At 38.6% G+C, this 20,764-nt stretch carries 21 protein-coding genes; 13 read left to right on the top strand and 8 right to left on the bottom strand.

All coding sequences use genetic code 11. The features are described 5' to 3' along the window. Positions 1-8 precede the first annotated feature (8 nt). The 8 genes from BEN71_RS07535 to BEN71_RS07500 all read left to right on the top strand — a co-directional run bounded on the left by BEN71_RS07535 (position 9) and on the right by BEN71_RS07500 (position 6,741). On the top strand, positions 9-962 hold the full coding sequence (locus BEN71_RS07535; protein ID WP_068972820.1) for a ribonuclease Z: 954 nt from the start codon (positions 9-11) through the stop codon (positions 960-962). 705 nt (positions 963-1,667) lie between these two features. Further along, positions 1,668-2,927 carry an RtcB family protein gene (locus tag BEN71_RS07530; protein ID WP_068972840.1) on the top strand — a complete coding sequence of 420 codons (1,260 nt, stop codon included), beginning with the start codon at positions 1,668-1,670 and terminating at the stop codon, positions 2,925-2,927. Between the two features lie 3 nt (positions 2,928-2,930). Continuing rightward, the gene (locus BEN71_RS07525; RefSeq protein WP_068972819.1) at positions 2,931-3,119 is read left to right on the top strand and encodes a hypothetical protein; all 189 of its coding nucleotides are present in this window, start codon (positions 2,931-2,933) and stop codon (positions 3,117-3,119) included. Next, positions 3,116-3,328: a DUF7684 family protein gene (locus BEN71_RS07520; RefSeq protein WP_068972818.1), complete on the top strand. Its 213-nt coding sequence runs from the start codon at positions 3,116-3,118 to the stop codon at positions 3,326-3,328. The genes BEN71_RS07525 and BEN71_RS07520 overlap by 4 nt, the downstream gene beginning before the upstream one ends. Before the next feature lie 23 nt (positions 3,329-3,351). Beyond that, positions 3,352-4,089 (top strand): hypothetical protein, encoded by a 738-nt coding sequence (locus tag BEN71_RS07515; RefSeq protein ID WP_068972817.1) that lies wholly within the window; start codon positions 3,352-3,354, stop codon positions 4,087-4,089. Between the two features lie 12 nt (positions 4,090-4,101). Continuing rightward, a complete protein-coding gene (locus BEN71_RS07510) occupies positions 4,102-4,563 on the top strand; it encodes a DIP1984 family protein (protein ID WP_068972816.1) in 462 nt (153 codons plus the stop codon). Between the two features lie 491 nt (positions 4,564-5,054). Continuing rightward, positions 5,055-6,086, top strand: coding sequence for an RNA 3'-terminal phosphate cyclase (gene rtcA / locus BEN71_RS07505; RefSeq protein WP_068972815.1), 1,032 nt, complete (start codon positions 5,055-5,057; stop codon positions 6,084-6,086). A 214-nt stretch (positions 6,087-6,300) separates the two neighbouring features. Further along, on the top strand, positions 6,301-6,741 hold the full coding sequence (locus tag BEN71_RS07500) for a DUF2147 domain-containing protein (protein ID WP_068972814.1): 441 nt from the start codon (positions 6,301-6,303) through the stop codon (positions 6,739-6,741). Positions 6,742-6,816: 75 nt separating this feature from the next. Here BEN71_RS07500 and BEN71_RS07495 read toward each other — a convergent pair whose 3' ends face one another. The 3 genes from BEN71_RS07495 to pheA form a co-directional block, all read right to left on the bottom strand. Beyond that, on the bottom strand, positions 6,817-7,194 hold the full coding sequence (locus tag BEN71_RS07495; RefSeq protein WP_068972813.1) for a hypothetical protein: 378 nt from the start codon (positions 7,192-7,194) through the stop codon (positions 6,817-6,819). A gap of 126 nt (positions 7,195-7,320) precedes the next feature. Further along, positions 7,321-9,585, bottom strand: a complete 2,265-nt coding sequence (locus BEN71_RS07490) for a bifunctional prephenate dehydrogenase/3-phosphoshikimate 1-carboxyvinyltransferase (protein ID WP_068972812.1) — start codon at positions 9,583-9,585, stop codon at positions 7,321-7,323. A 33-nt stretch (positions 9,586-9,618) separates the two neighbouring features. Continuing rightward, the gene (pheA, locus tag BEN71_RS07485) at positions 9,619-10,725 is read right to left on the bottom strand and encodes a prephenate dehydratase (protein WP_068972811.1); all 1,107 of its coding nucleotides are present in this window, start codon (positions 10,723-10,725) and stop codon (positions 9,619-9,621) included. 255 nt (positions 10,726-10,980) lie between these two features. Between pheA and BEN71_RS07480 the strand changes: the two genes are divergently transcribed. Beyond that, positions 10,981-11,499: a DJ-1/PfpI/YhbO family deglycase/protease gene (locus BEN71_RS07480; RefSeq protein WP_068972810.1), complete on the top strand. Its 519-nt coding sequence runs from the start codon at positions 10,981-10,983 to the stop codon at positions 11,497-11,499. Between the two features lie 136 nt (positions 11,500-11,635). Here BEN71_RS07480 and BEN71_RS07475 read toward each other — a convergent pair whose 3' ends face one another. The 5 genes from BEN71_RS07475 to BEN71_RS07455 all read right to left on the bottom strand — a co-directional run bounded on the left by BEN71_RS07475 (position 11,636) and on the right by BEN71_RS07455 (position 16,558). After that, positions 11,636-12,778, bottom strand: coding sequence for an acyl-CoA dehydrogenase family protein (locus BEN71_RS07475; RefSeq protein ID WP_068972809.1), 1,143 nt, complete (start codon positions 12,776-12,778; stop codon positions 11,636-11,638). 203 nt (positions 12,779-12,981) lie between these two features. Next, a complete protein-coding gene (gene sohB, locus BEN71_RS07470; protein WP_068972808.1) occupies positions 12,982-13,944 on the bottom strand; it encodes a protease SohB in 963 nt (320 codons plus the stop codon). A gap of 306 nt (positions 13,945-14,250) precedes the next feature. After that, complete coding sequence (locus BEN71_RS07465; RefSeq protein ID WP_068972807.1) at positions 14,251-14,733, bottom strand: hypothetical protein; 483 nt, start codon at positions 14,731-14,733, stop codon at positions 14,251-14,253. A gap of 9 nt (positions 14,734-14,742) precedes the next feature. Then, positions 14,743-15,789: a linear amide C-N hydrolase gene (locus BEN71_RS07460; protein WP_068972806.1), complete on the bottom strand. Its 1,047-nt coding sequence runs from the start codon at positions 15,787-15,789 to the stop codon at positions 14,743-14,745. A gap of 13 nt (positions 15,790-15,802) precedes the next feature. Further along, complete coding sequence (locus BEN71_RS07455; protein ID WP_068972805.1) at positions 15,803-16,558, bottom strand: porin family protein; 756 nt, start codon at positions 16,556-16,558, stop codon at positions 15,803-15,805. Between the two features lie 237 nt (positions 16,559-16,795). Here BEN71_RS07455 and BEN71_RS07450 point away from each other — a divergent pair, with 237 nt between their 5' ends. From BEN71_RS07450 to purB, 4 genes are all read left to right on the top strand, one after another. Next, positions 16,796-17,281: an NUDIX hydrolase gene (locus BEN71_RS07450; RefSeq protein ID WP_068972804.1), complete on the top strand. Its 486-nt coding sequence runs from the start codon at positions 16,796-16,798 to the stop codon at positions 17,279-17,281. Between the two features lie 4 nt (positions 17,282-17,285). Next, complete coding sequence (gene mnmA / locus BEN71_RS07445; protein WP_068972803.1) at positions 17,286-18,422, top strand: tRNA 2-thiouridine(34) synthase MnmA; 1,137 nt, start codon at positions 17,286-17,288, stop codon at positions 18,420-18,422. Between the two features lie 67 nt (positions 18,423-18,489). Beyond that, a complete protein-coding gene (gene hflD / locus BEN71_RS07440) occupies positions 18,490-19,221 on the top strand; it encodes a high frequency lysogenization protein HflD (protein WP_068972802.1) in 732 nt (243 codons plus the stop codon). A 59-nt stretch (positions 19,222-19,280) separates the two neighbouring features. Next, on the top strand, positions 19,281-20,669 hold the full coding sequence (gene purB, locus BEN71_RS07435; protein WP_068972801.1) for an adenylosuccinate lyase: 1,389 nt from the start codon (positions 19,281-19,283) through the stop codon (positions 20,667-20,669). The last annotated feature ends 95 nt before the right edge of the window (positions 20,670-20,764 follow it).

Raw genomic sequence — 20,764 nt, 5'->3', positions numbered from 1 at the left:
TATTTCCTATGCTACAGTTTACATTTTTAGGGACATCTTCAGGTGTACCCTCGCTGACCCGCAACGTGTCAGGTCTAGCCGTACGACACAGCAAAAATAAAGATTGGATCTTGATTGATGCAGGTGAAGGCACACAGCACCGCATTCAGCAGACAAATCTGACTTTGCAAAATTTAAAAGCGATTTGCATCACCCATGTACACGGCGATCATTGCTATGGTTTACTTGGTCTACTCGCAAGCGCAGGGATGAATGGACGGAAAGATGCGCTAACACTGATTGCCCCGAAAGAAATTCAGGCTTGGCTTGCAAGTTCAATGCAACTGACTGAGCTTTATTTACCGTATGAAATCCATTTTATTGATGTCGCAACGATAAATGCACCGATTCAGATTAATTCTGAACTCACCATTTCAGCCTATGCTTTGCATCATCGGGTGGCGAGCTATGCTTTTGCCATTGAAGTCATGCAACAACAGAAAAAGCTGAATGTCGATGCTTTAAATGCTTTGTCTATTCCTAAAGGTAGACTGTGGGGCGATTTACAACAAGGCAAAAATATCGAATGGAATGGTGAAACTTTACAAGCGCAGGATTTTGTTGAAATCACCACACAAGAGGTCAAAGCCATTGTTTCAGGGGATAATGATCAACCTGAATTATTACATCAAGCTTGTGAAAATGCAGCGCTGCTCATCCACGAAAGTACCTATACGCAGGAAACTTTAGAAAAAGTTGGTGCAAGCCCGATGCACAGTTCAGCAAAAATGGTGGCGGAATTTGCTGAATCAGTAAACTTACCGAACCTAATTCTAACGCACTTTAGCCCACGTTATCATGATGCAAAAGGGATTGCCTTGTTGGAACAGGAAGCTAAGCAATTTTATACAGGGCAACTGTTTATGGCGGAAGATTTGATTGCATTTGAACTAGATGCCACTGGTACACTCAAACAGGTTTAACTCGATCCCTTGGGAGAAGCCATTCTCCCAATCTCAAATCATCGCTATACTTAATTCTACTAAACACATAAAGAACTATAAAAAAATGCGTATTTGGCTTGGATTTTTGCTTTTACCTTTGATCCTTTTTACAATTATATTTTTCAGTTCCGTTGTGATCGGGCTGTCCATCGCTTTAGGTTGCGGATTTACACCAAATCCAAGATCTTGTGCAAATATGTATTATTATCTGCTTGCGATCGTAGTTTTATCCACCATCGGGCTTGGCTATCTCACCACAAAACTTGCTCCCATTAAAGGTAAGTATTTACTGAGCGGGATTTACAACTTTTTATTTTCAAGCATGCTCTTCCTATATTTCCAATCATCTAAAGTTCCACTCCTGTACGCCATTGGCTTTAGTTGTCTTTTCTGTCTAATTGTATGCCTAGGATCTTGGTTGTTTTATTTTAAATATAAAAAAACATAATTTAATATCTTTTTATATATTTATTTCAATTTAAGAAATTGTATAAAAAATTAAAAAACTAATTGCAATTCTTTAAATTTCAATAAATATCAAATATTTAAAAAATATTTTTAATTAAAAATCAAACTTGGCACACTCTCTGCATTATAAGAATCATACATCATGGGATGTATAACAACATCACCTGCCTGCAACCGCTTGGCAGGCAGGTTTAGAAAAAGGATAAAGCAATGACAATGTCAGTAATTGAACAAATCGAAAAACAAGCATCGAATGAACGTGCTTATAATATTATTCAAGATGCTAAAGGCGTTCCAATTAAGATGTGGACCAAAGGCGTCCCTGTCGATGAGAAATCGAAAGATCAATTATTAAAAACAGCGCAAATGCCGTTTATTTATAAATGGATGGCGGTAATGCCTGACGTGCATGTAGGAATCGGTGCAACGATTGGTAGCGTCATCCCAACCAAAGGCGCGATTATTCCTGCTGCAGTCGGTGTAGATATCGGTTGTGGAATGATGGCAGCACGTACTTCATTAACCGCTTCTGATTTACCTGATAATTTACATGGATTGCGTACTGAACTTGAGCGTTTAATCCCACATGGAATGACCAAAGGACGTGGACGTCGTGACCGAGGTTCTTGGGAAAATGCACCTGAACGTGTAGATCAAGTTTGGGCCGAATTGGTGACAGATTTTGAATATATTTGTGCCAAGCATCCACGTTTAAAGAATACCAATAACCGTAAACAATTGGGAACTTTGGGAACTGGAAATCACTTTATTGAAATCTGTTTAGATGAACATCAACAGGTTTGGATTATGTTGCATTCAGGTTCTCGTGGTGTTGGAAATGCGATCGGAAATCATTTTATCGAGCTTGCACGACAAGATATGCAAAAGCATTTCATTAACCTACCTGATAAAGATTTAGCCTATTTGGTTGAAGGAACTGAACATTTTGATGATTATTGGTTTGCTGTGGGTTGGGCGCAGCGTTTTGCCATGAAAAACCGTGAGTTAATGATGGAAGCAGCAGTGCAAGCTTTACGGATTATTATTAATAAACCGTTTAATGCCAAAGTTGAAGCGGTGAATTGTCATCATAATTATGTGGATAAAGAAGAACATTTCGGTCAGGAAGTTCTAGTGACGCGTAAAGGTGCTGTACGTGCGCGTTTGGGTGAGTATGGGATTATTCCGGGTTCAATGGGTGCGAAGTCTTTTATTGTCAAAGGTAAAGGAAATCAGGAATCTTTCTGTTCATGTTCGCATGGTGCAGGTCGTGTACATAGCCGTACTGCTGCCAAGAAGTTGTTTACTGTGCAAGATCAGATTGAGCAAACTCAAGGCGTGGAATGTCGTAAGGATGAAGCGGTGATTGATGAGATTCCTTCTGCCTATAAACCGATTGAAGATGTGATGAAAGCGCAAAGTGATTTGGTGGAAGTGGTTTATACACTGAATCAGGTTGTGTGTGTGAAAGGTTAAAACATGAATACTAGCCATTCTAAAATTAATATTTTGTCTTTTGAATTAATGGTCAATCAAGAGATTCTCTGTGATTTACCGCAAACACCATACATTTTGGTGATTGCGATTCATAGTCAAAATGTAGAGAAAGAATGGCGTTATGCAATTTGTGATTGGATTGTAAAAATGCGCAGTGTTATCACGCTATGACATGGGGTTTTGACTGTTCACAATGGGAATTGGATTTAGATTTAAGCTTTATTGAACAGTTTAATTATGATCCACCTGATGATGTAATGTTTCTGACTACTTGGCATGAAAATGAAAGTTTTAAGGAAATGATTGAACATGCAAAATTTTGTACAGGCTATTCACCCGATGAATATGTTCAACAAGTTGTAATTTTAAATATTCGCTAAAAGAATGAAATGAGGAAAGTAAAATGAATGATGTAACTGAATTAAAAGCCTTAATTGAAGAAGCGTATTCATTATTTTCCTCTTATAAAATTGGTTCAAAAATCGAAGCCTGTTGTGGGCATTGTATGGCAATGGAAGATTGTGAGTTACTGCTTACTCTACCATTAGAACAGCTTGATCATCGTTTGATTTACCAATATTTAAATGCGGCTGAAACAAATGATCAATATGCAATATCACAACAAATGAAGTATTTATTACCTAAAATTTTGGACTTTTTAGCACAAGATTTAAAAATTTGTCACAGCAATGAAATCAATCTCAGAAACTGCCATATACAACTGAAAAATGCATGGTTAGCTGAAGAAATTGAATTTATGCAACGTTTTGCACAATGCTATTTTCAAATGCAGTTAATGAAATTTGAAGAAATGGAACCTATAGATCAATTCATCATTATGTTTGATTTGGCAGAATTGGATATTCGACCTTTATTAAAAACATGGGAACAACACTTCAATCATCCAACAGCATTGCTTAATTTGATTCAAATGCTTCATTACGATTTTTCAGACAATAGTTATGATCAAGCTTTTGCAAATGAAAAATTAATTTCAACAATGAATCAATGGCTTAAAGAGTTAAGAACAAATGAAATTCTGATCAATGCACTAACCAAAACAGTTGAACGCAATGATATTCCACCTGAATATCAATATATGTATGACTCGGCATTTGATCAATTACAAATTTTAAATTAAAAGGAAAATAGAATGAAACTTGCAGAAGCATTACTCTTACGAAGCGATCAACAAAAGAAACTCGCTTCACTCAAACAACGTATCAATGCAAACGTATTGGTACAAGATGGTGATGAGCCATCAGAAGATCCAAATGAGCTATTAAAGCAAGTATTTGCTTTAACGCAAGAATCACAAAAGTTGGTTTTGGCGATTCATCAAACCAATGCCTTGGCAAAATTAGCTGATGGACGCTCGTTGCTTGCGTTATTAACACAACGTGATGAACTTGTGGAACGTCATAAAATTTTGACTTCTGCGATCAGCAATACACACCGTGAGCCTGATCGTTATAGTACCCGTGAGATCAAATGGCATAAAGTGATTCCAGTATCATCCTTGCAAAAACAAGCCGATGATATCAGTGCCAAATTACGAGATTTAAATGTATTGATTCAAGCGACCAACTGGCAAGTAGATTTACTTGAGCTTTAAATTAATACATGCAAAGTTTTGACATAGTTCGCTATGTCAAATCCGAAATATATTGGGCGAGTACTAGATCTAATGCCAAATAGATTGAAATAAAAGAAGGCAACATTTTTGGGTAATGAGCTAAGTGGATTTATGGCGCAATCGCACCAATCAATCCATCACTATTCATCCATTAAATCTTTGTGAATCAAAGTCATTATTCACATTGCATCACCAAGTGCTGACAATATATTTCACTTTTTCTAAAGCAATTTTATGTTTTAGAATAAACCAGAACATACTGAGCGAGTGCAAGATCCCCTACCTCCACAACACAGGATTGAAAATAATGTGTAGCGGCTTGCAGAGCGAGTGGGTCAGCTTAAAAAATTAAGCACACATCAACCCATCACAATGTACAAGGAAAACCTTTGCGAAAGCAAAGTTACAACTCACTCAACACTACCATGTACTGACAGTATGTTCACCTTAATTATTTATAAAGAAAAAATATGAATGCAAGAGTAAAAAACAAAACCATCAGAATCGATGGCTCACAAGGCGAAGGCGGTGGACAAATCCTCCGCACTGCCCTTTCATTATCCATGCTCACTGGCATTCCTTTTGAATTAGTGAATATCCGTGCAGGAAGAAAAAAACCAGGCTTGATGCGCCAACATCTGGTTTGTGTACAAGCCTCACAACGTATCAGCAATGCAACCGTTGAGGGTGCTGAACTGCATTCGCAACGCTTGTATTTTCAGCCACAACAGGTTCAAGCAGGACACTACAATTTTCAAATTGGTTCCGCAGGTAGCACTATTTTAGTTTTACAAACTTTACTGCCTGTGCTGATGATGCAAGACAAAACCAGTCAAATCAGCATCCACGGCGGAACACATAACCCAATGGCGCCAACTGCTGATTTTATTGAACAATGCTTTTTGCCAACCATTCAGCGCTTAGAAATTTATATTGATTTTGAGTGCGAACGTGCGGGTTTTTTCCCAATTGGAGCAGGTCAGATCAATGCAACAATTCATCCTTGGGCAAAACAGACCAAATATACAGCTTTAGATCGTGGTAAATTGATTGAAATAAATGGCTATGCATCGGCTTTAAATATTCCAAGTAATATTGCAGATCGAGAACTTGAAGTTTTGCATAATAAATTGGATTTAAACAATCGTAAGCGATTAAATTTCCAAGGTATTAGTCAGGGAAATACGGCTTTCGTGGTGCTTAACTATGAACACCACCAACAAGTCTTTTCAGCCTTAGGTGAAATGAAGAAAAGTGCAGAGAAAGTTGCGCATGATTTAGCCAAAGAAGTAAAAGCTTATTTAGCAACTGAAGCAATTGCAGATGAATATCTAGCTGACCAACTCCTTCTACCAATGGCTTTAGGTCAAGGTGGTGAATTTACAGCTCAAATCATTAGTGAACATACCAAAACCCAAGCAGAGATGATTCAAAAATTTATCAATTGTGAAATAAAATTCGAGAATTTAAATAATATTTTCAAAGTGAGTGTTTGTGTATAGCACTCACTTTAATTTAGCTTATCAATCATAATTAGAAATGTTTAAAAGGCTTTTCTTTATTGTCTAAAATCTCAAGCATTACTTTCTATTTCAATTGATTATTCATTCATTATTGGCGTTTTATGCGAATAAAATTATCCACCTTTAGTTATATAATCAATATCTTAACTATTTTTAATGCAATTAAAATACTTTAACTAAGGTGTAGGGAATAATGAAAACTCTTATTGGGACATTGGCAATCGTATGTATCAGTTCAATTGCATATGCAGACGATATCACAGGGACATGGCGCTACATTGATGATAAAACAGGTGAAGCCAAAGGTCTGGTGAAAATCGAAAAGCAAAGTAATGGTACATTTTCTGGCACAGCACTGAAATCCACACCACGTCCAGGCTATACCCCAAAAGAATTTTGTACCAACTGTCCTGCACCTTATACCAATAAACCCATCATTGGGATGCAAGTCATTTCAGGTTTAAAAACAACGGATCTAGTGAATTATACAGATGGACGAATCATCGACCCTGTTTCAGGTAAAATTTACCGCCTCAAAGGTCGTGTAAGCCCAAATGGGAAGAAGCTATTTTTACGCGGTTATTTAGGAGTTTCTGCTGTTGGTCGTAGTCAGACGTGGTTAAAAGTAGAATAATTTTAAAGCGTATTGATTAATTTTATATGTGAATGGAATGGCAAATTTAAGTTGCCATTCCAAAACTAATTTTGTCTAAACTTTCCATTCAAAGCCGCTAAATGCTTCATCTTTTTTTAAAGTATTCTCTACTGCGTTTGCTAATTGTTTGATCATACTTTGTGTCGCAATCTTTTTAAACCATACTTGTTCTTCATCAGCATGTGCTGAAATTTGACAAGTCAAAAGTCCATCATCATTTAAACGACAATTCACACCTAAACCAATCGGATGATTTTCCACACTTACTGCTAAGTTTTCTTCTGAACTTGTTGATTCAGCTTTAAAACCATATTCAGCAAGTTGTGTCGATAATAAGTCTGTCACATAGGCTTGAGTGACATGACATGCATTGCCCTGAGCATCATTTTTAATATGATTTTCACAGTTTGCAGTAAATTGTAATGTTCTCATTGCTTCATCCAAAAGGCTTTATAGTTGTATGGTTTTAGAATAAGCAATAAAAACAAAACAGCCAAGCAAAAGCTTGGCTGTTGTCGAACAAATATACAAAAATTAGACTATTTACTCAGTCAGCTGTTATTCATCCACTTGAATGTTTAAACCTGCTTGCGTTGCAAGTTGAGTAAATGTCGGGAAACTTGTTGCTACTGTTTCAGTACCGACAATTTTAATTTCCTCAGAATTACGCAGACCTGCCATTGAGAAGCTCATGGCAATACGGTGATCATGATGTGACTCAATTTCACCACCTGTGAAGATTGTACCCCATTCACCTGATTTACCTTTACCTTCGATGATAATGCCATCATCAGTTGGTGTGCAATCGATGCCCATAGTTTTTAAGCCATCAGCCATCACTTGGATACGGTCAGATTCTTTGACACGTAGTTCAGCAGCACCTGTCAAAATGGTTTGACCTTCGGCACATGCCGCAGCAATAAACAATGCAGGAAATTCATCAATCGCTAAAGGCACTTGGTCTTCAGGCATGTGAATACCTTTCAATGTACGGCTACCACGAATACGAATATCTGCAATCGGTTCACCGCCTGCAATGCGTTCATTTTCAACCGTTAAATCTGCACCCATTTGCTTTAGGATTTCAATCACACCTGTACGCGTTGGGTTAATTCCTACCGCTTCAAGTGTTACATCTGAACCCTCAGTAATTGCTGCACCCACCATAAAGAACGCTGCTGATGAAATATCAGAGGGTACCTGAATCTCAGTACCGACTAATTTTCCACCACCTTGCAGTGAAATACGGTTACCTTCAGTTTTGACATCATAACCAAATGCACGAAGCATACGTTCAGTATGGTCACGAGTTGGTTCAGGTTCAGTTACAGACGTTTCACCCGCAGCCCAAAGACCCGCAAGTAAAATGCCTGATTTCACCTGAGCAGATGCCATTGGCAAATCATAATGAATGCCTTTCAGCGCTTGTGCACCTGTGATCGAAATTGGTGGTGTACCACGTTCACCTGTGCTTTGAATTTGTGCACCCATTTCACGTAAAGGCTTGGCAATACGTTCCATCGGACGTTTAGACAATGACGCATCACCTGTCATCACAGAATCAAAATCTTGTGCAGACAACATGCCTGAAAGCAGACGCATGGATGTACCTGAGTTGCCCATATACAGCGCAGTTTTCGGTGCTTTTAAACCATTGATACCCACACCATGAATGGTCACTTCGCCATTTTTCGGGCCTTCAATGCTTACACCCATATCACGGAATGCCTGTAAAGTTGCTAAAGCATCTTCACCTTCAAGGAAACCTGTCACATGCGTTGTACCTTCCGCAATCGCCCCAAACATGATGGAACGATGTGACACTGATTTGTCACCTGGCACGGTAAATTTACCTTTAAATGTCTTCTCACCTGGCAAAATGGTAAATTGTTGTGTCACCTTATTTTTCTCCATCAAAGGTTTATTGGCGAGCATGTGATTGAAATGCTGACGTGCGGCTTGCGCATGTCCAAGCAGTCCCATCAATGCTTGTGAATCTTCATTTTCAATGAGTTGGCGTAATGTTGCGAGCTGAGCTTCAAAACCATCTACAGCATTTAGAATGGCTTTTTTATTGGCGAAGAAAATATCGTGCCACATCTGTGGATCACTGGCAGCAATCCGAGAGAAATCACGAAAACCGCCTGCGGCATAACGGAAAATATCGAGATTATCTTCACGATTGGCAAGTTGCTCAACCAAGTTAAACGCCATTAGATGCGGTAAATGACTGGTATGTGCAAGCACTTCATCATGCTTATCGACATCCATACAGATCACTTCCGCTTTAGCGGTTTGCCACAGTTGAATCAGTTTTTCGACTGCCCAATCTGCACTGCTTGGTAATGGCGTTAAAATCACTTTATGATTGGCAAATAAGTCCACTTTACCTGCATGTACGCCTGTATGTTCAGCGCCTGCAATCGGATGTCCTGGAACAAAACCTACGGGTAAGTTTTCACCAAATACTGCTTTGGCTGCATCGACGACATTACCTTTAGTACTCCCCACATCGGTAATGATGACATTTTCAGACAAATACGGTTTGATACTTTCCAAAGCCTTTTGCGTCGCACGTACAGGCAATGCCAATACCACTAAATCTGCATCTTTCACCGCTTCAGCAGGATCACTAAAACCCTCAGAAATAATGCCCAAAGCTTTGGCATCTTCCAAAGTTTTTTTAGAACGTGTAGATGCGACAATATTTTCAGCTAAATGTTCGGCAATCATGACACGTGCCAAACTTGAGCCAATTAAGCCCAAGCCGATAAATGCCACTTTTTTAAACAACTTTTGATCTTTTAAAACAGGTTGTGACATGATGAGTTCTATATTCCTCTATTTCACAACGACTTAAAGTACAGCAGCAGGATAAGAACCTAAAACACGCACTTCTTTGACTAACGGACGAATTTCTTCAATCGCCGCTTTGACATTGTCCTGTTCCACATGCCCTTCAAGGTCGATGAAGAACACATAAGCCCATTTCTCAGGCAATGCAGGACGAGTTTCAATACTGGTTAAACTGATTTGGTGTTTTGCAAATGGTGCAAGAATTTCCAATAACGCCCCTGCACGATCATGCGCAGAAATAAGCAATGAAGTCTTGTCATTACCACTTTGTGGAATTTTCTCACGACCAATTACAAGGAAACGTGTGGTATTTTCAGGATTGTCTTCGATGTTACCGTGTAAAATTTCTAAATCATAAATGCTTGCCGCAACATCCGATGCGATCGCAGCAGAATGCCATTCATTGCGGATACGGCGCGCCGCTTCAGCATTTGAGCTAAGTGCAACACGCTCAACACCTGGATAATGTGCATCGAGCCATTTACGGCATTGCGCAAGCGTTTGTTGATGCGCATAAATCTGTTTAATGCTGTCTTTACGGGTATTTGAAGAAATCAGGAATTGGTGATGAATACGCAATTCAACTTCACCAATCACATTTAAATGCGATGCCTTAAAGCAGTCCAAAGTATGGTTGACCACACCTTCAGATGAATTTTCGACAGGCACTAAACCATAGTGCGCACTGCCCGCTTCCACTTCACGGAACACTTCGTCAATCGTTGGCAATGGACGAACCACAGCATCTTGACCAAAATGTTTAAGCACTGCTGAATGGGTATAAGTTCCAACTGGACCTAAGAACGCAATGCTTTGTGGTGCTTCGAGTGCCAAACATGCAGACATAATTTCACGGAACAAACGTGCCATCGTGGTATCTGACAATGGACCTTCATTACGCTCCATCACATTACGTAACACCTGTGCTTCGCGTTCAGGACGATAAAACAACGGGTTCTCTTCTGCGGCAAATTTTGCTTTTGCAACTGCTTCAGCCAAACGCGCACGGCGGTTGATCAGTTGTTGAAGTTGCTGATCTACTGAGTCAATATCTTCACGGATTTGAGCAAGATCGAGAGAAGTCGTGTTTTGATCATCGTTGATCATTGTTATATCGCCCTTTTAAAAGTCTGGAATCACAAGTGGTTTAAATTTTAAACCGTCCACAGTATAACAATAGTTCAGGCGAATTTGTTGTACAATACTGCTTTTATCTTGCTTTTAAGCAGCTCTACTCTTCATCTGAAAATAATGTTTAAAGTAATGTCACCCACAAGATAAAGCAGTTTACAAAGCCCCTATAGAAAATTATTCATTGAGATTTATGATAAATAGAATAACGTGCAGATCGAGTCATAAAATATGAATAAAAGAATCGCTGTTCTCATCACCCATGACTTCGAAGATGCCGAATATCATCATCCCGTCGAAGCCTTTCGGGCGGCAAGTCATTCTGTACGTAATATCGAAAAACAAGCAGGCAATATTGTTTATAGCCAACAGCGTAAATCTTCGGTCAGTATTGATTTAGGTATCGATGATATTTCAGTCAAAGATTTTGATGCGCTGATGATTCCAGGTGGTCAATCCCCTTACCACCTAAAAAAAGATGAACGTTTTATTGATTATTTACGTTGTTTCGCCAATGCACAAAAACCGATCTTTCTTTCCTGCTATAGTCCACATTTGCTGATTGATGCGCAAATTGCCATTGGGCGCAGACTGACGTCTATTGAAACCATGATTCAAGAATTAAAAAATGCAGGTGCGGTTATATTTGATCATGATGTAGTGAATGACAATAACTTGTATATTTCTTCACGCTCTACCCAAGAATTACCTATTTTTATTCGTGAATGTTTAACGGTTTTAAGGGCTTAGAAGTAGCGTTCTTTATCAAAGCTTGAACTTTAAGTGAATATAAATAAACAAAAAATCAGTATTGAAAGTCCCTTCTCCCTTTGGGAGAAGGTTAGGATGAGGGGGATTAAAAATAACTTCTATCCATTTCTTTCAATCAACGCCCTAAAACACCACGTGCAACAATCTCTTTCATAATTTCATTTGTTCCGCCATAAATACGCTGAATACGAGCATCGACAAAGAAACGTGAAATTGGATATTCAGTCATATAGCCATAGCCACCGAATAGCTGAAGTAAGCTATCAATCACTTTCATTTGCATATCTGAACTGAAGCTCTTTAATGCTGCCGCAGTTTCTACATCCAATTTGCCTTCTTTATATAAAGCTAAGTTTTGGTTATAGAATGCAGCCGTTGCCAATTCGTCAATTTTCGCTTGTGCCATGACAAAACGAGTATTTTGGAATGAACTCACTTTTTGACCAAAAGCTTGACGCTCTTGTACATATTGTGTTGTTACGTCAATCGCGCCACGAATCGCACCCAAAGCTGTTGCAGCGATTGCAGTGCGCTCACGTGGTAATTCTTGCATCAAATAAGCAAAGCCTTGACCTGCATTACCCAATAATTGATTGGCTGGTACTTTGACATTATCAAAGAACAACTCTGAAGTATCTTGAGAATGTAAACCAATCTTGTCTAAGTTCGTACCCTTTTTAAAGCCTTCCAAATGTGTATCTACAAGTAGAAGTGAAACACCTTTAGCACGTGCCTGTGGATCAGTTTTTGCTGCCAAAACAACCAAGTCTGCATGTTGACCATTTGAAATAAAGGTTTTAGAACCATTAAGTAGATAATGATCGCCATTCAAAATTGCCGATGAACGCATACCTTGTAAATCAGAACCCGCACCCGGTTCAGTCATGCCAATCGCACCAACAACTTCACCTGCGACCATTTTTGGCAACCAATACTGTTTTTGCTCTTCATTGGCGATATGTAGAATATAGGGTGCTGCAATTTCAGAGTGGCAAGAAATCGCGGTAGATAAAGCGCCATAGCCTGCACGTGCTGATTCTTCGATCAACATTAAAGAATATTCTGTAGGTACACCATAACCGCCATATTCTTCAGGTACGTCTACACAAAGGAAACCATTTTCACCCAATTGCGTCCAGACTGAACGTGGCATCAAGCCTTCTTTTTCCCATTGCTCATAATGTGGTGCAATGTTTTCGCTCATAAAGCGTTTAAAGTTATCTCTGAATAATTCTAAATCTGCATCATATGCCAACATATTCTATATTCCTTTGTATCCGAGTTTTTGATTTTATGATCACAAGCATGCTAATCATTTTTTTAACACTTGTCATGACCGCATAAGGTCAGTTTTTTCGGGCAATTTTGTCAATAAGGTGTTTTGAAGTGAAGACATTTACATAAAAAAAGAGTAGGCAACGAACCTACTCTTTTATTTGCGATCAATTTCTCAATCAATCATCAAAATTTATTGTCTTTAAACATCGGCAATGATGAATTTAACTTCGTCACTTCATTCATTAACTTATTCACCACAGATGGAATCAAAGCATCTGCCATTTGAGCGGCTTGAAGTCCTAACTTTTCACCTAAAGTCGGTTTACGACGAGTTTGAATCACATACACATCATGTTGTGGCAATAGACTCAATAAATACTCATCTGAAGTTTGTAATTTATCAACAAGGTTTAACTCACGCGCATCTTCACCATACCAGTGCTCACCTGTTGCTACTTTTTCAACATTCAATTGCGGACGATATTTTTCCACAAAATGTTTGAAGAGCTGATGGGTTTGTTGCAATTCTTCTTCAAATTTGGCTTTACCTTCTTCTGTATTTTCACCAAACATGGTCACTGTGCGCTTGAATTGACCTGCTGTATAAAGCTCAAAATCAACATGATGTTCTTTCAGTAAGCGATTGAAATTCGGTAGCTGTGCAACCACACCAATAGAACCTACGACAGCAAAGGGTGCTGAAACGATTTCATTGGCGATACACGCCATCATATAACCGCCACTGGCAGCCACTTTATCTACGCAAATCGTAAGGTTAAACCCTGCATCACGTAAACGTACCAATTGTGCTGCTGCCAAGCCATAACCATGCACCATACCGCCTGGACTTTCTAAACGTACCACAACACGATCACGCCCTGCTTTTGCAGTCGCTAAAATCAGCGTGATTTCTTCACGTAAATTTTCAACAGCAGAAGCTTGAACATCACCTTTAAAATCTAGGATATAAATTTTTTGATTGTTCTTTTTACGCGCGCGTGCTTCTTTAACAAGCTGTTGCGTGAGTTGCAAAAGCTCTAACTTAGATGCAGTAGTCTGCGCGATTCTTTTTCTTTGCTCATTGATTCGGGCATTTAAATGACTGATACGAATCTCAGCAGGCGCTTTAGGTAAATGAAATAACATAGAATTTGTATTCTCTTAAATATTGACTAAATGCTTTTTTATTAAGATGCGGATTGATTGACCAAATTTCAATATAATTTTTGAAATAATCTACTATTTTTAATGATTCACCCCAAAGCCAACATAATTAAAATCATGCAACATGAATGCTTGAACAAAAAAAGACTTAAGCTTCAAAACATTAAGATATATTAAAAATTGTATAAACAGACGAACTATTTTTATTTTAGGTGGTGTGCAATTCCATTACATACAATGAAATTGCACACTTAAACATGATCAAATGACTTGATCTTGCTCAATTTATCATTTCGAAACTTTATAATATTTGCTTAACTCTTCAAATACAGGAGCTTTCACATTATCTTTCAATAAGTATCGCGTAATTACGCCTTGATCGGTATGAATCTCCATAAATACACTTTGAGAGCCTCTAAAATCAGCCATCACATTCACTGGCACTAATACACTATTACGTGAACGATTCGCCTTGAACGCAAAATCAATTTCAGTGGGTCCAATTGCATTAAATGAATGGCTTTTCACACCATCACTAAATACAACTTTTTCAATATTATATTTCGTATAAGCACTATTTAAACTCAGCTTCACTTTTAAAATATCTTTGTGCGCTTCGTTCCAAACCACAGTAACGATTGGACAAATTTCATTCGGCTGACAAATTAACAGCCCTTGAGTACCCAAATTTGATGTGTTGTTAACCGAATTTGATGCACAACCTGTGATAAGCAGCGCAGCTAGCGGAATATACCAAAGTTTATTGATCATGTTGATGCCCTATTGGATGCCCAAAAACTTAAAGGGTTGAGTCACTTTAAACGAAGAGTTTGCCTTACCCGCATAGACTTTCGCTTGATCGACACCTAACTCCAGTTTTTTGGTTTTACCATCTTTAAAATCTATATCTTTTAAGTCTACCCAAAATACGTTTGGTGATACAGCAGATTCAAAGAAATATAAACCGCGCTTATGGTCAACCACAGTACGCCAACGAGTTGAAGAAATATTCGGTTCCTCTTCAGTATTTAATCCAAACGGTACTGAGGTATTACGTATCACACTGAATACACTCGCTAAAGAGTGTTCTGGTGTTGCATCTTTTGGAATAGCATTAATATAGAATGATGCTCTTGCAAAGCGATCCGCTGCACGATTAGTCCCAGGCAACATGGTTGTACCACCAATTTGTTTCCAATAGGTATTCAATGCCAATTGCTGATCAAAAGTTGGAGAGTTCGTCATCACTTGATATTTTTTGTTGTGATGAATCACTTGTTGTCCATTAACATATTCAATAATTGCACTATCACCAGTTGAATCAGAAATAGATAGATGCAAGGTCGCTAAACGCTTTTCACCAGGCACTTGATCGGTCACAACCATAAAAGGTTCTTTCTCAAGTGCTGCAATCGCTTCATTCACAGTTGCATAATTGTCCAAGACATATTGTGCCCATAATGAAATACTTAAAGGTGGTTTTTTATTCTTATTTACATCTGGATATTCAGACTCGACCAACCACAATAAGTTTGCAACTAAACCTTTCTCATTGACACCATCTGTTGTGGAAATGTCGTAGCCTGTTGCAATAACACTACCGTACTTAGACGTCCATTGGATGGAATGTGGTCCTGCCATACCTGTACGCTTTACGTTGCTTGGCAAAATCCATAGATTTGTTCCGACATCGCTCTTCCAATCCATAGAACGTGCTGTCATTACATCATTATTGCCCAAATAGACAACGCGTGTACAAGCCGTCGCGACTTCTGCTGCAACCATAAGCCCTGCTGCAAACAATACTTTTTTTAGCGCATTATTCATACTTCAGTCCCTCTCAGAAAATAGGTAAATTTATACCGATGACTGGTCCATGTTGACGAATGTCCCAATGAAAATGATCCGATTTATAGTCTTGTTCAAAATAACGATAGCCCGCTCTGAGATTTAAATCGCGGCTTAAAACTGGAATTCGATACCCGATATAAGCTTGTGCAGAAATGGTATTTTCACTACCAAAAGTCACTTCTGAAGCTAAATTCCACGATGAGTCAAAATTATATTTAAAGCGTGAACCCCAAAAGAACTCATCCCAAGTTGCATGAACATCAATCCCTTGATTGAGAACAGCGAGTGTTGCTTCTGCTTTTGTTCTATGTGTACCCACTGTAGGTTCAACAATAAGTTTTGCTTGGTTTTTTGCTGTCTTTTCAGGTGAAATATAAGCTTGATAGTAAATGCCATAACTGCGCTGATCTAATTTCGTCCCCAATGCTATAGGAATATGCATGACACTTTTTTCTTGTGATGTTTCTACTTTTTGTAGATCTGCATAAATTCCCCATTTGCCTTTGCTTAGATCCACATGTCCCATAAAAGAACGATCTAAATCTTTTAAAGTTTCTTTAAAAGGCTGATCTACATCATAATTCACTTTACCTTTACTGATCTTTCCATCTACATCCGCAGCAAACGCATATAGATTGACATTCAGTTTCGGTGAACCTTGTAACGATTCTGATAACTCACCCGAAAAAGTCACTTGGCTTAAAAGAATACCCAGTGAAAAACATAAATATCTATTAATTTTCATAAAATACTCCAGTATGAGTATTTTTTATCACACGTTAAACTACAAGTATATGAATTATTTAAATTTTTAATTTAATTAATCTAATATAAAATTTAATAAAAACTAAACCAAATTCTTTAATAACTGATTTATATTGTGATTTAAAAATATACTGATCAATGTGAATAGGAAATATCCACCATAGCCACCACGCCTAAAATTTTGTAGAATATCGCTTTATTCCCCACGGTGCTGGTTATGACCACTTGGACACCTCATGTTACTGTCGCGACTGTTGTCGAAAAAGACGGAAAGTTTCTTTTTGTGGAAGAACATACCGAAGGCGTGACACACACAGTGTTCAATCAACCTGCTGGGCATGTGGAATGTGGTGAATCTATTATCCAAGCAGCAATTCGTGAAACAATGGAAGAAACTGGACATGCAGTAGAGGTCGATTCATTACTCGGAATCTATACCTATACCCCGCCGATGTTTCCAGATCGTACCTATTTTAGATTTTGCTTTTTAGCCCATGTACTTGAGTATTTTCCAGAGGCAGAACTGGATACAGGGATTATTGGTCCGAAGTGGATGACGCTTGAAGAATTAGTAGAATCTGCACGCGCACGCAGTCCATTGGTGATTAAAGCTGTACAAGATGCACTTTCTGGGCAAAAATACCCGCTTTCGCTCGTTTATGAGCACCAAAATTCTCCTTTAATTTCAAATTTGGATGCCTAGTCCTATGCAACAACGTGTCATCGTCGGTATGTCTGGTGGTGTAGATTCATCTGTTTCTGCAGCACTACTTCTTCAACAAGGTTATCTAGTTGAAGGGCTTTTCATGAAAAACTGGGAAGAAGATGACGGCACAGAATACTGTACGGCAATGGAAGATCTTGCGGATGCGCAAGCGGTTTGCGACAAAATTGGCATCAAACTCCATACAGCAAACTTTGCGATGGAATATTGGGATCGTGTCTTTGAGCATTTCCTTGCTGAATATGCAGCAGGTCGTACACCGAATCCAGATATTCTCTGTAATAAAGAAATCAAATTCCGTGCATTCCTCGATCATGCTGTAAACTTAGGTGCTGACTTTATCGCAACTGGACATTATTGCCGTCGTGGTGAAACTGCAACCAATTCACGTGGTGAGGAATATGCGCCATTGCTTCGTGGTGTAGATAATAATAAAGACCAAACCTATTTCCTGCATGCCGTGCATGGTCGTGAAATTAACAAAACCTTGTTCCCTGTCGGTGAAATTGAAAAACCTGAAGTTCGTAAAATTGCGGAAGAATTAGGTTTAATCACAGCCAAGAAAAAAGATTCAACAGGAATCTGTTTTATCGGTGAACGTCGCTTTAATGACTTCTTGAAGCAATATTTACCTGCTCAACCTGGAAAAATTGTCCTAGATACAGGAAAAGAGGTTGGTGAACATCATGGCTTAATGTACTATACGCTCGGTCAACGTGGCGGTATCGGCTTAGGTGGACTTAAAGGTGCTGAAGAAGGTGCTTGGTTTGTTCTACATAAGGATATTGAAAATAATCGCCTCGTGATTGGTCAAGGTCATGAGCATCCATTGATGCAAAGTACCGTGTTATGGTCAGAAGCGATTGACTGGGTTGCAGGCGAGCAAGCGATTCCTGAAACAGGTTTCCGATGCACGGCTAAAACTCGTTACCGTCAACCTGATCAAGCATGTACAATTTATAAAGATACAGATACACCAAATGGTGTTCGTGTTGAATTTGATGAACCACAACGTGCTGTTACACCTGGACAAAGTGTTGTGTTCTATGTCGATGAAGCTTGTTTAGGTGGCGGGGTGATTCATCATACCAATGCACCAAAACCTGATTTTATTGAATGAGTTTATTAAATAGCTTTATTGAATAAAGACGTGTTAATCATTGCAATTTATTTAAAGGAATTTAGGCATGGTTGAGTTGCCCTTTCAACAGCCTCAAACTTTGAATCAACGCCAAAACAAAGCTTTGGCGTTAGCAGCTGTGTTCCAAGCAACACAGCTGACGCACATGACTGCAATGACAGGTCGTCAAAGTATTGGTGAAAGTGGTAATTTCTATTTTGAACAACTCATCAAAGCCAGCTTAAATATTCGCCCTTCCGATAATAAATCAGCACAAACATTAGATTTTTTTCATCAACTTGCTGATATTTCACTGGGTTTAAAAACCTTAGAAAGTAGCATTACCCAACCTTTTTCAACATCACCAAAATCTCGAATTCCTAAACTTGCCAATGCAAAATTACCTATGTCTTATGCCATGTCACTTTTGGCTTTAGAAAAAAAGGTGTATAGCAATCCGAAATTTGTAGAAATCATTGAGCAATCCCAACAAAAAATATTAAAGCAATTGTCATTTTTTGATCATAATTATTTACATCCAAGTATTATTGCCAATTTAGCACAGACCTATGTAGATACTGCAGGTCAAATCAATCCTCGAATTTTAGTACGTGGTAATGCAGAAGCATTTAAAGACTCGTCACATACCAATCGCATTCGTGCCAGCTTATTTACAGGTTTACAAATGGCGCATCTTTGGCGTCAGCTTGGTGGAAGTTCATGGAACATGATCTTTAGCAAGCGTAAACTTCTTCAAGATATTCAAGATCTTGCTCGACTTCAATATCAGGTTGTATAACTGATGTTCAATACAGTTTTTTCAGTTTTACGTTTAATTCCAAAGTTTAGGGAATCTTTATGAACGCTTTAACCGCACTTTCTCCATTAGATGGGCGCTATGCTAGCAAATGTGATGCACTCCGTCCTTTCCTCTCTGAGTTTGGTTTAATCCATGCTCGTGTGACAGTTGAAGTGCGTTGGTTACAAGCGCTTGCTAACCGTCCTGAAATCACTGAAGTTCCTGCATTTTCAACAGAAACCAATGCTGCTTTAGATGCAATTGTTGCAAACTTCTCAGAAGACAATGCCAACCGCATTAAAGAAATTGAACGCACGACTAACCATGATGTAAAAGCAGTTGAATACTTCTTGAAAGAACAAATTGCTGATATCGCAGAACTTAAAAATGCGGGGGAATTCATTCACTTTGCATGTACTTCTGAAGACATCAACAACCTTTCACATGCTTTAATGTTGAAAAATGGTCGTGCTGTTCTGGTTGAATCTATGCAACAAATCGTGGATGCGATTGCTGCTTTGGCTGAAACTCATGCAGAACAACCAATGTTGTCTCGTACACATGGTCAAACTGCAAGCCCAACAACTTTGGGTAAAGAAATGGCGAACGTGGCTTACCGTTTAGCTCGCCAAATCAAACAATTCAACCAAGTTGAATTATTGGGTAAAATCAACGGTGCAGTCGGTAACTACAATGCGCACTACTCTGCTTACCCAGAAATCAACTGGCCTGCGCACTCGCAAGCTTTTGTTGAATCTTTAGGTTTAACGTTCAACCCTTACACCACGCAAATCGAGCCTCACGATTATATCGCTGAAATGTTCGATGCTTTACGTCGTTTCAACACTGTATTGATCGACTTTAACCGTGACGTTTGGGGTTATATCTCTTTAGGTTTCTTCAAACAACGTTTGAAAGAAGGTGAAGTTGGTTCTTCAACAATGCCGCACAAAGTAAATCCAATCGACTTCGAAAACTCTGAAGGTAACTTAGGTATTGCGAATGCTGTACTTGCGCACTTAGGTGAAAAATTACCAATTTCTCGTTGGCAACGTGACTTAACTGACTCTACTGTTCTTCGTAACATGGGTGTTGGTTTGGCACAAAGCTTAATCGCTTTTGAAGCGTGCTTAAAAGGCATTGGTAAACTTGAATTGAATGCTGCTCGTATTCTTGAAGATCTGGATCATGCTCAAGAAGTTTTAGCTGAACCAATTCAAACTGTTATGCGTCGTTATAACGTTGAAAAACCATACGAAAAATTAAAAGCATTAACACGTGGTCAAGCAATGACACGTGACATGATGGTTGATTTCGTCAATGGTAATGAACTTTCAGCTGTCCCTGCTGCGGATCGTGCTCGTTTAGCCGAAATGACACCTGCTACATATACAGGTAATGCTGCTGAACAAGCAAAACAAATCAAAGATTTAATTTCTAAAATCTAATTTTTAAACCCGTTTAAAATAAAAAACGAAGCTTCGGCTTCGTTTTTTTATTGGATTTTAAAAGATGCGATGGATTATTCTTAATACCAATCTTT

It is taken from the genome of Acinetobacter wuhouensis, assembly GCF_001696605.3.
Lineage (GTDB): Bacteria > Pseudomonadota > Gammaproteobacteria > Pseudomonadales > Moraxellaceae > Acinetobacter > Acinetobacter wuhouensis.
This window is presented reverse-complemented; position numbering and strand designations above follow the sequence as displayed.